The sequence below is a fragment of the Rossellomorea sp. NPDC077527 genome (genome assembly GCF_044542955.1).
In the GTDB taxonomy this organism is placed as follows: Bacteria; Bacillota; Bacilli; order Bacillales; family Bacillaceae_B; genus Rossellomorea; species Rossellomorea aquimaris_E.
The window spans coordinates 778,174-791,517 of the sequence record NZ_JBITVL010000002.1 but is presented as its reverse complement, the minus strand read 5'-3'; the positions used below and the strand labels follow the sequence as shown (position 1 = coordinate 791,517).

The 13,344-nt window shown below is 44.7% G+C and carries 15 protein-coding genes; 11 read left to right on the top strand and 4 right to left on the bottom strand.

The annotated features are described in order from the left end of the window. Positions 1-4 precede the first annotated feature (4 nt). The 7 genes from ACIGG7_RS09265 (at position 5) to ACIGG7_RS09235 (ending at position 6,901) form a co-directional block, all read left to right on the top strand. Positions 5-544, top strand: coding sequence for an RDD family protein (locus ACIGG7_RS09265; RefSeq protein ID WP_397549573.1), 540 nt, complete (start codon positions 5-7; stop codon positions 542-544). Between the two features lie 277 nt (positions 545-821). After that, on the top strand, positions 822-1,532 hold the full coding sequence (locus tag ACIGG7_RS09260) for a DUF2953 domain-containing protein (RefSeq protein WP_224939598.1): 711 nt from the start codon (positions 822-824) through the stop codon (positions 1,530-1,532). Positions 1,533-1,547: 15 nt separating this feature from the next. Further along, positions 1,548-2,033 (top strand): GerW family sporulation protein, encoded by a 486-nt coding sequence (ytfJ, locus tag ACIGG7_RS09255; protein ID WP_397549572.1) that lies wholly within the window; start codon positions 1,548-1,550, stop codon positions 2,031-2,033. A gap of 130 nt (positions 2,034-2,163) precedes the next feature. Beyond that, a complete protein-coding gene (gene tpx, locus ACIGG7_RS09250) occupies positions 2,164-2,664 on the top strand; it encodes a thiol peroxidase (RefSeq protein WP_148996118.1) in 501 nt (166 codons plus the stop codon). Between the two features lie 132 nt (positions 2,665-2,796). Then, positions 2,797-3,780, top strand: coding sequence for a class I SAM-dependent methyltransferase (locus ACIGG7_RS09245; protein ID WP_397549685.1), 984 nt, complete (start codon positions 2,797-2,799; stop codon positions 3,778-3,780). A gap of 653 nt (positions 3,781-4,433) precedes the next feature. Next, complete coding sequence (locus ACIGG7_RS09240) at positions 4,434-5,627, top strand: acetate kinase (protein WP_224939600.1); 1,194 nt, start codon at positions 4,434-4,436, stop codon at positions 5,625-5,627. Between the two features lie 434 nt (positions 5,628-6,061). Beyond that, positions 6,062-6,901 (top strand): EcsC family protein, encoded by an 840-nt coding sequence (locus ACIGG7_RS09235; RefSeq protein ID WP_224939601.1) that lies wholly within the window; start codon positions 6,062-6,064, stop codon positions 6,899-6,901. Between the two features lie 27 nt (positions 6,902-6,928). Here ACIGG7_RS09235 and ACIGG7_RS09230 read toward each other — a convergent pair whose 3' ends face one another. Continuing rightward, positions 6,929-7,240 (bottom strand): hypothetical protein, encoded by a 312-nt coding sequence (locus ACIGG7_RS09230; RefSeq protein ID WP_397549571.1) that lies wholly within the window; start codon positions 7,238-7,240, stop codon positions 6,929-6,931. Positions 7,241-7,451: 211 nt separating this feature from the next. Here ACIGG7_RS09230 and ACIGG7_RS09225 point away from each other — a divergent pair, with 211 nt between their 5' ends. Together ACIGG7_RS09225 and argH are read left to right on the top strand one after the other, a co-directional pair. Further along, entirely contained in the window at positions 7,452-8,663 is a 1,212-nt protein-coding gene (locus ACIGG7_RS09225) for an argininosuccinate synthase (protein WP_397549570.1), read from the top strand. After that, entirely contained in the window at positions 8,660-10,054 is a 1,395-nt protein-coding gene (argH, locus tag ACIGG7_RS09220; RefSeq protein ID WP_397549569.1) for an argininosuccinate lyase, read from the top strand. Before ACIGG7_RS09225 ends, argH begins: the two co-directional genes overlap by 4 nt. A gap of 201 nt (positions 10,055-10,255) precedes the next feature. Here argH and ACIGG7_RS09215 read toward each other — a convergent pair whose 3' ends face one another. Further along, positions 10,256-10,708 (bottom strand): universal stress protein, encoded by a 453-nt coding sequence (locus tag ACIGG7_RS09215; RefSeq protein ID WP_219166502.1) that lies wholly within the window; start codon positions 10,706-10,708, stop codon positions 10,256-10,258. Positions 10,709-10,817: 109 nt separating this feature from the next. Here ACIGG7_RS09215 and ACIGG7_RS09210 point away from each other — a divergent pair, with 109 nt between their 5' ends. Continuing rightward, entirely contained in the window at positions 10,818-10,970 is a 153-nt protein-coding gene (locus ACIGG7_RS09210; protein ID WP_224939605.1) for a hypothetical protein, read from the top strand. 64 nt (positions 10,971-11,034) lie between these two features. Here the strand turns inward: ACIGG7_RS09210 and ACIGG7_RS09205 are convergent, their stop codons facing one another. Further along, the gene (locus ACIGG7_RS09205; protein WP_397549568.1) at positions 11,035-11,688 is read right to left on the bottom strand and encodes an SDR family NAD(P)-dependent oxidoreductase; all 654 of its coding nucleotides are present in this window, start codon (positions 11,686-11,688) and stop codon (positions 11,035-11,037) included. A 70-nt stretch (positions 11,689-11,758) separates the two neighbouring features. Next, positions 11,759-12,190 (bottom strand): MarR family winged helix-turn-helix transcriptional regulator, encoded by a 432-nt coding sequence (locus ACIGG7_RS09200; protein WP_224939607.1) that lies wholly within the window; start codon positions 12,188-12,190, stop codon positions 11,759-11,761. 160 nt (positions 12,191-12,350) lie between these two features. On the opposite strand from ACIGG7_RS09200, the gene ACIGG7_RS09195 reads away from it, so the two are divergent. Further along, complete coding sequence (locus ACIGG7_RS09195) at positions 12,351-13,316, top strand: quinone oxidoreductase family protein (RefSeq protein WP_397549567.1); 966 nt, start codon at positions 12,351-12,353, stop codon at positions 13,314-13,316. The last annotated feature ends 28 nt before the right edge of the window (positions 13,317-13,344 follow it).

Below are 13,344 nucleotides of genomic sequence, written 5' to 3'. Positions count from 1 at the left end.
GAAGGTGAATGAAGTGAGTGAAAGCTTTGAACAAAACGAAACACGGGAACATATCGAAGTCCAGTCGACTTCACCTGACTATTCAGGCATAATTCCGCGTGACGGTTATTACCTGGCAGGATTCTGGATCCGCTTCTGGGCCTATCTTGTGGATCTGATCGTCATCGGAAGCATAACGCGACTGATTGTGAATCCGATTTTTAAACTATTGGACATTTCCTTATCCGACGGCTCGATGTTTGCGCCGATCTCCATTTTGACGAGTATCGTGTTCTACGGGTATTTCGTTTTAATGACAAAATACTTCAGTCAGACGATTGGGAAAATGGTGTTTGGCATCCGGGTCATTCAGCTGAATGGCGCGAAACCCTCATGGGGAACCATCCTGTTCAGGGAACTGATCGGCCGGTTCATCTCCACGACCGTCTTTATTTTATACGTGGTCGTGGCGTTTACGAATAAGAAGCAAGGAATCCATGATTTGTTTGCGGATACCACTGTGGTTCAGGAAAAGAAGAAGCTGGAGTTTACTCCGGCTGTATGATGAAGAGAAGCAAACCTGCTGATGAGGCGGGTTTGTTTTTTTACCTTTATGTGGAAAAAGACGCAATTACGTGGTGGAATGACGCAATTAATGAAATAATGACGCAATCAAGGGACGAAATGACGCAATTAATCAAAAAATGACGCAATCACCACCCAAAATGACGCAATCACCCTCAGGACCCTGCCCCAAGAACCACTTTTCACTGCAAATTCCACCCCACCAAGTTTATTTTCCCCCACAAAGGCCATAATAAGAGGTTGAAGGGTGTGAATTTATGAGCTGGTGGATTTGGACGTTAATCATTATTGCGGCACTTATTATTTTTCTATTATTCATTCTTATTATCACGAAGCTGACCATCACGATTTCCTTATACCATGGAAATGACAATGATCATTTTAAGGTGAAGCTGAGGGCCTGGTTCGGTTTGATCAAATATACGATCGATATTCCGCTGGTGAAGCTTGATGATGATGGCCCGAATGTTGTCGTCGAACAAGAGACGAAGAAAGGGAACGAGAGCAATCCTTCCAAGGAAAAGGCATCCAAAAAGAAAATTACGCCCCATGATTTTATTGCGAGTTTAAATGATACGAAGGAAGTCGTTCTTCACGTCCAGTCCATGCACCGGATCATCAGGGGCTTTCTTAAGAAAGTCAAATTGGATCATGTCCATTGGAAGACTCTATTTGGCAGTGGGGATGCAGCATCGACAGGGGCGTTAACCGGGATGATCTGGGGAATGAAAGGGAGCATCATCGGAATCTTGAGCGGGTATATGCGCCTTCAATCCATGCCTGTCATAGAAGTCACGCCGACATTTCAGCATGCGGTGATTCAAACGCAATTTTCATGTATTATCCAGTTTCGCATAGGGAATGCTATCCTAGTAGGTTTAAAGATACTTCGGTACTGGAGAGGCGGCAGGGCCAGGTTTAAGACGAAGCCCCTTTCCACCATTTCTGGAGAAAAACATTCAGTTTAACTAGGAGGTCTTCACATGTCAGAACATCCGATTGAAGGTCTGATGACCACGGCAATGGAAAATTTAAAAGAAATGATCGACGTGAATACGATCATCGGTGATCCCGTTGAAACACCCGATGGAAGCGTCATCCTGACCGTTTCAAAGGTAGGATTTGGATTTGCTGCAGGTGGTAGTGAATTTATCATCGACGGTAAAAGTAAGGACGACAGCGGCAAAGGCGCAGATGGAGGCAATGGCGGAAGCAATCAATCTTCCCAGAAGCAGCAACCGTTTGGCGGAGGTAGCGGGGGCGGTGTCTCCATTACGCCGATCGCGTTCCTGATCGTCAGCTCGAAAGGAATCAAAATGCTTCATTTAGATGAAAGCACTCACTTGATTGATCGCCTGCTGGACCTGGCTCCAGGTGCCATTGAGAAGATTCAGGGCATGATGAAAAAGGACGACAACAAGCAGGATAACAACGGTCAACACAATCAAAATCATAAGCTGGATCTATAAAGGATAAGGAGCTTACTCGTCATGAGTGAGCTCATCTTTTTTTGTAGAAGTGACCCCTATGATTTGCTTTCCCCCTGACTTTTTCTGTACTATGAAAATGTACATACTATTTATAGAGGAGGAACAAATAATGGCAAATATCACGTTTAAGAACAACCCTGTCACTCTTTTAGGTAATGAGGTAAAAGTAGGAGACAAAGCACCCAACTTCACAGTATTAGCTAATGATCTCTCAGAAGTCACACTGAATGATTCCAAGGGCAAGGTACGTTTAATCAGTGTCGTTCCTTCCATCGATACAGGTGTTTGTGATGCACAGACACGTAAATTCAATGAAGAAGCAACGAAATTTGATAATGTAGAAGTATTGACGATTTCAGTGGACCTTCCATTCGCTCAAAAGCGCTGGTGCGGAGCGAACGGAATCGAAAATGTCCAAACGTTATCCGATCACCGCGACCTTTCATTCGGTGAAGCATTCGGCGTACACATCCAGGAGCTTCGTCTTCTTGCACGTGCTGTCTTCGTTGTAAACAGCAATGATGAAGTAACCTATGTGGAATATGTAAGTGAAGCAACGAACCACCCGGATTACGATGCTGCCGTTGAAGCAGTGAAAAACGCGAAATAATCCTGTCTAAACAGAATATTTCTCACGACATGCTGACCTGACTTTCCGATGGTCAGCATTGTTTTTTTACAAACACAAGGGACAACGGTACAATAGATGAATGAAATTGAGATAAAGGAATGAATGCCGATGATTAATTCGCCAGTCGAATCATTATTTGGAATAATAGATGAAACGGCTACCTTACTGCAAGAGGAACTGGCTTGCAGTTATTTAGAAGCCGTGGCCGAAACGGGGGAAAACCTGTTTCAGGGGGATGTCCTTCAGGAAGAAGTCAGTGAACTGACGAAGAAACGTCTTAACAAGAAATATGATGAAGTGAATCTTCCTCAACTTGAGAATGAAAATATCCGTAAAGCCTTTCAATTCGCGATTTTAAAAGGAATGAAAGAAAACGTACAGCCGAACCACCAAATGACGCCGGACTCACTTGGACTTTTCATCAGCTATCTCGTCAATAAATTCACGGCAGACATGAACAAGCTGACAGTTCTTGACCCTGCAATCGGAACCGGGAACCTGTTGACGACGGTCTTAAACCAAATGCCGGGAAAAGAAACCCAGTCCATTGGTGTGGAAATTGACGAAGTGCTCATCAAGCTCGCGTATGTGGGAGCGGATCTTCAGAAGCATCCACTGCAGCTCTTTAATCAGGACTCACTGGAACCGTTGTTCATCGATCCCGTCGACCTTGTCCTTTGCGACCTGCCGATCGGGTATTATCCGAATGACCTGCGTGCCCAGGACTATGAGCTGAAAGCGGGAGAAGGACATTCATACGCCCATCACCTGTTCATCGAGCAAAGCCTGAAGCATACGAAAGACGGAGGATACCTGTTCTTCATCGTGCCAAACGGATTATTTGAATCCCCGCACAGCGCACAGCTTCAAGGGTATTTGAAAGAGAAAGCTGACATCCAGGGCTTCCTGCAGCTGCCGCTTTCCCTGTTTAAAAATAAAAACTCGGCGAAGAGCATCCTGATCCTTCAGAAGAAAAAAGAAGGAATCAAGCCTCCTAAAGAGGTACTGCTTGCGCAACTACCAAGCCTTTCGAATCAGAGAGCCCTTCAGGACATCCTATCGAAGATCGATCAATGGTTGGTACAGAATAAATAAAGACTGCCTTTGGGCGGTCTTTTTTTGTTGGTGTTTTATTGGTGTGGTGTTGGGGGTATGCAGAAGATGAGGAGTTTATCGACCTCTTGTTTGGATTTATCAACCGTTATCTGGATTTATCGACCTTTTGAGAAATATATCAACCTTTTTTCATTTTATCAACCGTATTTTCAATATATCGACCGTTTTACGAAAAGCGACAAAATCTGCACCGATTCTTACACCACGACATGTCCAGCTCCGACGGCTAGTCCCTCGAGGTCATAAGCTAAATGGACCAAAAAGGCAAAGTACGCCTTTCTGGCCCATTCATCATATGCTTGTCGGGCCTGACCAAGCCGTCTCCGCCTTTCGAAGGTCCAGCTCCAGGGCTTAGAGGCTCGAGGTCATAAGTCAAGAACACCAAAAAGGCAAAAGGCCGCCTTTCCGGTGTTCTCGCCTTATGCTTGTCGCCTCTGGGCAAAGCCCTTCCGCTTTTCGTATTCAAACTTTTGCGAAAATATTTAATTTAACATGAAAACGATGTCATTTCAAGCTTTTTCTTGAAATAGGGTGGAGTCAGTGATTTAATGGGGAATTGAGAGATAAAAAACGATTCAATGAACAGAATAAAGTAAGAGTCGATAGATCGAATACAAAAGGAGCGATACAACGTGGCAAAAAAAGTGATTGCAATTAATGCTGGAAGCTCTTCCTTGAAGTTTCAGCTTTTTGATATGCCTGAAGAAACGGTCATTACTAAAGGTTTGATTGAACGTATCGGATTGAACGATGCGGTTTTCAATATTACAGTGAACGATGAAAAACGTGAAGAAGTAACGGATATCCCGAACCATGAAGTAGCCGTTAAAATGCTGCTTGAAAAGCTGACAGGCTTTGGCATCATCAAGTCACTTGATGAAATCGATGGAATCGGTCACCGTGTTGTTCACGGCGGAGAGGTTTTCAATGATTCCGTTCTGATCACAGACGAAGTCGTGACAAAAATCGAGGAGCTTTCTGACCTGGCTCCACTTCATAACCCGGCAAACTTAACAGGAATCAAAGCATTCCAAAACGTATTGCCGAATGTTCCTGCGGTTGCAGTGTTTGATACGGCGTTCCACCAATCTATGCCGGAAAGCTCATTCTTATACAGCCTTCCTTATGAGTACTATGAAGACTTCGGCATCCGTAAATATGGTTTCCACGGTACGTCCCATAAGTATGTATCTCAGCGTGCGGCTGAAATGCTTGGCCGTCCGGAAGAGCAAGTACGCCTGATTTCTTGTCACCTTGGAAATGGTGCAAGTATCGCTGCTATCGAAGGCGGTAAATCCATCGATACGTCCATGGGCTTCACCCCTTTAGCTGGGGTTGCCATGGGAACTCGTTCAGGTAATATTGACCCGGCTCTTATCCCGTTCATCATGGAGAAAACGGGATCAACAGCTGACGAAGTATTAAACATCCTGAATAAGAAGTCCGGTATGCTTGGTGTATCTGGATTCTCAAGTGACCTTCGTGACATCGAGCAGCAGGCTTCAGAAGGTAACGAGCGTGCGGAACTGGCTCTTGAAGTATTCGCCAACCGTATCCATAAATACATCGGTTCGTATGCATCTCGTATGTATGGTGTAGACGCGATTGTCTTCACAGCGGGTATCGGTGAAAACAGTACATTAATCCGTGAAAAAGTCCTTCAAGGCTTGGAATTCATGGGCGTATACTGGGATCCTGCTCGCAACAAAGTACGTGGAAAAGAAGCATTCGTCAACTACCCACATTCACCAGTTAAAGTTATGATCATTCCTACGAATGAAGAAGTCATGATTGCTCGTGATGTTGTGGAAAAAGGGAATATCTAATAAATGAAACGGGGCCGCCTTGGATGGTGGTCCCGTTTTTTTTAGTATAATTTAGTCAGTGGTTTTATACTAACTGAGATTTTTCGACAAAGAGCTTAAATAATTGATATCCGGCTTATATATTAGGATTCCGGCTCATATATTAAAATTCTGGCTTATAATTTTAAAAAGTGGCTTATAAATGATTAAAACTGGCTTATATAATAGTATTCACACGTCCGGTATAGGGTCAGGGGTATGGAATTGGGGTATATTAGTTTTGAAAAAAGCTCTTTTTATCAAAATCAGTCGAATGCAACGGATAAAAATAGATTTTATTACCTCACAATTATAATTTACAGACTATTCCCACCACTCACCCCACAATCAAAGAATTCTCCCACCCACATATGATATACTATACGTAATTCAAGGAATGTTAGGAGTGGGGAGAAGTGAACTGGTCAGAACGGGATAAGCAGGTATGGCAGTCGATCAAAGCGTGGAGAGATGAACTATATGAATATGAAGCGAATGATTTGGAGCATACATATGTGAAGTGGTTGGATTACGCGTTTGAATCGATTCCTGAAGATGTTCAGGAGCAATTTTTTCAGCGGCTGGATGGCTGGTTGTTTCACATGCACTCTCTGATTCAAGGTTCACAGATGCAAAATGATGCACGTGAGCGCATTCTGGTGACGGCGCGGGCCTTTAATCAGGACATTCAGACGGTGGAGGATTTGCATTATTTAACGATTGATCAGCTTCATTACATAGCGGAACAGCATGCGGGACGACACCGCATCTACTCCCTGCTTCAAGGAGGAGTGACGGGGACCGGCGGCTTGGTGGCACTTGGGTCGGATTTGCCGGCGATGCTCGTCATCAATCTCCGTTCGGTACAGCTTATCGCGATTACCTATGGATTTGATGTTCAGACACCGTTTGAAATGATGACGTCATTGAAGGTGTTTCATGCAGCGACCCTGCCGGCAAGACTTCGGGCCCTTGCGTGGGATGACCTGATGGAAGACTTGAACAAGAAGGATTCCAATTACTTCTACGATGGATCGGAACAGCTGACGGATTACACGTGGCTGGAAGGATCCATGAAGCAGGCGCTGAAAGCGATGGCGATTACCATGTTTAAAGGGAAGAAGTGGTCGGGTCTGCCTCTCGTCAGTATTGCTATTGGAGCGGGATCCAATTATCAGCTTTCGAGAAAGATCACTGATTTTGCGGAAAAGTATTATCAGTATCGCTATTTGCGTGATAAGAAAAATGAACAATAATAAAAAGGGAATGATGTGGTCATCACATCATTCCCTTTTTGTTTTTTCAGGATTGGTTCGGTACCAGAGCCATAAATCATTGATTTCCGAAGCCCGTTCAGAGATTTCGTTGTTGATTATACAGGAACGTTCAAAATCATCTTCCTGAGCCAACTCCTCCTGCAGGCGTTCGATCTCCACATCGATTTCCCCAATCCGGTCCGGAATCGTTCCCCGTACACGCTCCCACTCAAGGAGAATCACTTCCTGTTCCTCCGAAGAATACATCGTCCATTCCTTCAGCATAACGGGAAGGTGGATTCCAAGTCTTTGATCATATGAAAAAAATTCGTTCCTCATCTTTCTGGATGCTCCTTACGTTTCATTCTTCTTTCATCCTACAATAATTATGCCCGTAAGCCCAGTCCGAAGGGGATCTCACAATTTGTCCATAAAATAATTATACAAATTGATGAATAAGTATTGATGTATTTCTTGTAAACTGCTAATATAAATTCATCTTAAAGAATAAATATTCATTTATATAGAAAATCAACAGGAGGAGATACGGATGAGTAAAAAAGTGGTTTTAGCTTATTCAGGTGGTTTAGATACGTCAGTTGCGGTTCAATGGTTAAAGGAAAAAGGATATGAAGTCATTGCATGCTGCCTGGATGTGGGTGAAGGAAAGGACCTTGATTTTGTACAAGAAAAGGCATTGACGGTGGGAGCGTCCAAAAGTTATGTGATTGATGCGAAAGAAGAATTCGCGAATGATTACGCGCTTATCGCTCTCCAAAGTCATGCACTGTACGAAGGGAAATATCCACTGGTGTCCGCTCTATCAAGACCGTTGATTGCGAAAAAACTTGTGGAGGTTGCGGAACAGGAAAATGCAACGGCTGTGGCACATGGTTGTACGGGAAAAGGAAATGATCAGGTAAGATTCGAGGTGTCCATCGCGGCATTGAATCCATCTTTAGAAGTAATCGCCCCGGTACGTGAATGGAAATGGTCACGTGAAGAGGAAATTGAATATGCGAAAGAGAAGGGGATTCCAATCCCGATCAATCTGGATTCCCCATACAGCATCGACCAGAATCTTTGGGGCAGAAGCAATGAGTGCGGTGTCCTTGAGGATCCTTGGGCTGCACCACCGGAAGATGCTTATGATCTAACAGCGAGCATTGAAGAGTCACCGAATGAAGCGGATGTAGTTGAAATCACGTTCTCCAAAGGAGTGCCTGTGGAACTGAATCACGTTGCGTATCCTTTGGATGAGATCATTGCGAAGCTGAATGTGTTGGCTGGTAAGCACGGAGTTGGACGTATCGACCATGTGGAGAACCGCCTGGTTGGGATCAAGTCACGTGAAGTGTATGAATGCCCGGCTGCCATGACCCTATTGAAGGCACATAAAGAACTGGAAGATCTGACATTGGTGAAAGAGATTGCTCATTTCAAACCGGTGATCGAGAAAAAAATGACCGAATTAATCTATGAGGGACTATGGTTTTCTCCATTAAATAAAGCATTGAAGGCATTTCTGGATCAAACGCAAGTGTATGTGAATGGTGTTGTACGCGTGAAGTTATTCAAAGGCCATGCCATCGTGGAAGGAAGAAAATCACCGAACTCCTTATATGATGAAAACCTTGCAACGTATACAAAAGCGGATGAATTCGATCATGATGCTGCCGTTGGATTCATTCAACTATGGGGTCTTCCAACAAAGGTGTCTTCCATGGTCAATGCTGAAAAGAAAGAGAAAGTGACCCTATGAGCAAGCTATGGGGAGGACGTTTTACCAAAAAGCCTGAAGAGTGGGTGGATGAATTCAATGCATCCATCTCCTTCGATCAGGAGCTTGTGTTAGAAGATATTGAAGGCAGCGTCGCACATGTAAAAATGTTGAAGAAGTGCGGGATTCTGACGGTGAGTGAAGCCGATCAGATTCTCGATGGACTTCATGTGCTGTACGGTAAGGCTGAAAAGAATGAGCTTGAATTTTCCGTGGAGTATGAAGATATTCATCTGAATCTGGAGAAGCAGCTGATTGACTTGATTGGCGAAGTCGGCGGAAAGCTTCATACAGGTAGAAGCCGTAATGATCAGATTGCGACCGACATGCATTTATTTTTAAAAAGACGAGTGGAGGAAGCCGTTAAGCTCGTTGAAGATTTCCAGAAAGCCATCATCGTGCAGGCAGAAGAAAATGTGGAAACGATCATTCCGGGGTACACTCATCTTCAACGTGCCCAGCCGATTTCGTTTGCCCATCATCTCATGTGTTATTTCTGGATGCTGAACCGCGATAAGGAGAGATTGCAGGATTCCCTCAAGAGAATCGACATTTCTCCACTGGGTGCCGGTGCACTGGCGGGAACGACTTTCCCGATCGACCGTGAATATTCTGCCGATCTCCTTGGCTTCGGTTCGTACTATGAAAACAGTCTTGATGCCGTAAGTGACCGTGATTTCATCCTGGAATTCCTGAGCAACAGCTCGATCATGATGACTCATCTTTCACGCCTGGCGGAAGAGATGATCCTGTGGTCTACGGAAGAGTTTCGATTCATCGAGCTTGATGATAGTTTCACGACGGGAAGCAGCATCATGCCGCAGAAGAAGAACCCTGATATGGCGGAGCTTGTCAGAGGGAAGACGGGCAGGGTGAATGGGAATCTCATTTCCCTTCTTACTGTGTTAAAAGGTTTGCCGCTTGCCTACAACAAGGACATGCAGGAGGACAAGGAAGGGATGTTCGATACGGTGAAGACCGTGGTGGGATCCCTTAAGATCTTCACTGGCATGATTTCGACGATGAAGGTGAACAGTGAACAGATGAAGGAAGCGGTCGGGAATGATTTCTCCAATGCGACGGAGCTTGCTGACTACTTGGCAACGAAGGGGATTCCTTTTAGACAGGCTCATGAAATTGTTGGGAAGCTTGTGTTGTATTGTATTGAGAAGGGCTGTTATCTGAAGGATGTTTCTTTGGAGACGTATGGTGAGTTTTCTTCGTTGATTGAGGAGGATATTTATTCGATTTTGACTCCTTATTCGGCAGTTGAGAGAAGGAATTCGTATGGTGGTACTGGGTTTGAGCAGGTGAAGGTGCAGATTGAGAAGGGGAAAGCTCAACTGGGGTCTTTTGCAGAACAAACTGTGTAGAAAAGAGCGTGCTAGAAAACCGATGCCATTAGTGGGTGCTGGTTGATTTTCGCTTCAGGTGCTCGCTTTCCGAGGGGCTGGCGGGGAGTCGAGCACCTTACGCTTCAATCAACTTGAAAAGTTTTGATGTAAAGCATAAAAAAGAACGGTTAAGGGAGGTCATTCTCCTTCATCCGTTCTTTTTTTGTGGAAGTTAATAAATCAATCTTCCACTTCTTCCGTTCTGACAACCAGAACGTCGCAGTGTGCAGCTCTGGTGATGTGTTCTGATACGCTACCGATGAGGAAGCGTTCGACGGCGTTGAGGCCGGTGGCTCCGCAGATGACGAGGTCTGCTTTGACGTTTTTGGTTGCTTCTCTTGGGATGATCACTTTCGGGGAGCCGTACTCGACATAGGTTTTGACTTTGGTCAATCCGGCTTCGGTCGCTTCTTCTTTGTACTCGTTTAACAATTCTTCAGCATACTTGATGGCTCTTTCTCCTACGGTGCGGTCATAGGATTCGATGGCGGCGAAAGAGCGGGTGTCGATGACGTGGATCAGGGACAGAGTGGCGTCGTTCCGTTTGGCGATGGCAATCGCTTTTTTGAAGGCCCATTCTGCTTCCCTTGATCCATCTACAGCTACTAATATGTTGTGATATTTTAAACTCATTGTGATCCCCTCCTTACAGTTATCATACTATATTTTCCCACTTATATCTGTAGCTAATTTTCGAACAATAAAGGGGAATAGACTACTTATTTTTATAGGGGGCATCACCATGAAGAAGAGGGATCCGAAAGAACAGTTCACGTATGATGAGAATGCGAATCAGCAGGTAAGCCAGCAGATCATGGATTCGTATACGAGCGGTGTCATCGATACGGAAAATGGTCAGTACGGGACATATGAAAACGAAGAATACGATAAGTAGATAGTAGAAAAAGCCATCACTAGCACGGTACCGTGTCTGGTGATGGCTTTTTACATTGTTGACGTCACGCCTCTCTGTATACCACCTCAACATCGCCTTTATTCTCATGCATCATAAACAATGCTTCAGCTATCTTATCTCCTGAAAAATAGGTGTCTTCCTGAACATAACCGTTGATGGTCAGAGTCCCAACATATACGCCTTTTGAACTCAATTCCTGATGAAGGCTGTGAGCCAGGTTCCTGAGTCCTGCTTTCCCGACTGAAAGCGAGGCGACATCAGCATTTGGGTGCAGGGCTAAACCGCCACCCGTCAATAGAATCGATCCTGTTTCTTTCTTTATGAAAGGAAGGACTTCCTGAACAGCTGAAAGGGCTCCGGCTACGTTCACCTTAAAATCGTAGACGAAATCTTCCGTGCGGATAGTCGTTGGTTGACCCGGTCGGATGGATGCGGCATTGTACAGAAGAACCTCGATTTCATCACCGAATTCTGCCCTGACTGCAGAAAGGGCGTCCTTCAAGGATGATACAGACGAAACATCTCCTTGAAATCCTTTAGCGGTAATACCTTGAGCTGCCAACTCACTTTCAAGCTTTTGCAGGGATGAAAGTGTCCGTGAAATGAGTGCCACCTTGTATCCTTTTAACCCAAAATTCTTCGCTGCCTCATAGCTGATCCCTTTTCCGGCACCTATGATTACGATCGTTTTATTCATAAAGAATTCCTCCAATAATATATATTTGTATATACAAATGAATGGGTAAAAAAAGAGCGCCTACCTACGATCACTCTTTTTCAAGCTTCAAACTTGCTTCATGCAGCATCCGGCTTAAATCCAGGCTGAAATCCTTCCCAAGTGTTTGGGAATAATCATCGTACATCTCTTTAATGGAAACACGGAACTCCCGATACAATTCTTCTCCCTCATCGGTTAAAGAAATGAAGGATTGCTTGCCGGACATTTTCCGCAGGACGATATTTTTCTTTTCCAGTTTATCGATGAAACGTGTACTGGTGGAAGGGGCAATGGCCAGTTTCTGGCACAGTTCCTTCTGTGTGATCCCTGGTTTAAAGTGAATGACCATAATCATATAAAAATACGATGGAGCAAGTCCTCCGGCATCCAGGTATTTTTCCGCAAGCTTGGTGATGCTCCTGGCAAACCGGCTCGCCGTGAAGTATAAGCAGTGAATCAGAACGCTTTCTTCTTCGTTCATTGAATTAACACCCTTTCATTTGTATGTACAAACTATCACAGATTAGAGTGCCATGTCAACATAAGCGATGGTTATCATCTAACTTTCGATTTTACTATTATCCTCCCCTACCACTTTTACAGTAAAATGAAAGGTAGATATCGGAAGAGGGGGGCTATTCATGAAAGCAGTGATTCAAAATGAGTTTGGCGATTCTGGGGTACTCCAATTGGTGGATGTCGAGAGTCCGAAAATCGATGAAGATGAAGTGTTGATTCAAACGGCATATACCAGTGTGAATTATGCCGATATCAAATCAAGGAAAGGGAACAAAGGGAAGGGGAAATTCCCTTTCACACTTGGTCTTGATGTAGCGGGGACCATTGTTGAAGCAGGGAAATCCACTGGATTTGACGTCGGGGACCGTGTCATCGCTTTTCCTATAGGTGGTTCCTACTCTGAATATGTGAAAGCCAATAAACAGCTGACATATAAAATTCCTGAGAGCCTATCTTTTGAACAGTCGGCTGCCATGCCGACCGTATCGATTTTGTCCTATATTCTGTTACATGAAATTGGTCAGGTGAGAAAGAGTGATACAATCGTTGTCCATAGCGGAGCCGGGGGTGTCGGTTCTATGCTCATTCAATTAGCAAAGCTAGCCGGAGTCGAAACTATCATCGCAACAGTTGGAAACTTGAGCAAAGAAGACTATGTAAAGAGGCTGGGAGCAGATCATGTTTGTACATATGACGTGTTTGCAGATGAAGTGCTCCGACACACGAGTGGCCAAGGGGCACATGTCATTTTCGATTCCGTTGCAGGGGATGTCACCTCCCGTAGCCTGGAATGCCTCGGTCTGTATGGAACCCTCGTCCAATTCGGCAACAGCAGCGGCAGTGCGGGTCATTTTACAACAAGCGATGTACATTCCTCCTGCCGAAATGTTAAAGGCTTCAGTCTTGGGACGACGAGGAAACATCGCCCGGAAGTGTTGGCGCCGGCAGCTGAAAAGGTCATAGACTTATTTGCATCGGGTAAAGTCACGCTACCTATTGCGAAGATTTTTGATTTGAGTGAGGCAGCACAGGCTCACAATTTAATCGAGAGTCGTGAGTATGAGGGGAAAGTACTGATAAGAGTCTGAATGGGAGAGCCTGTCTTCAAACAGGCTC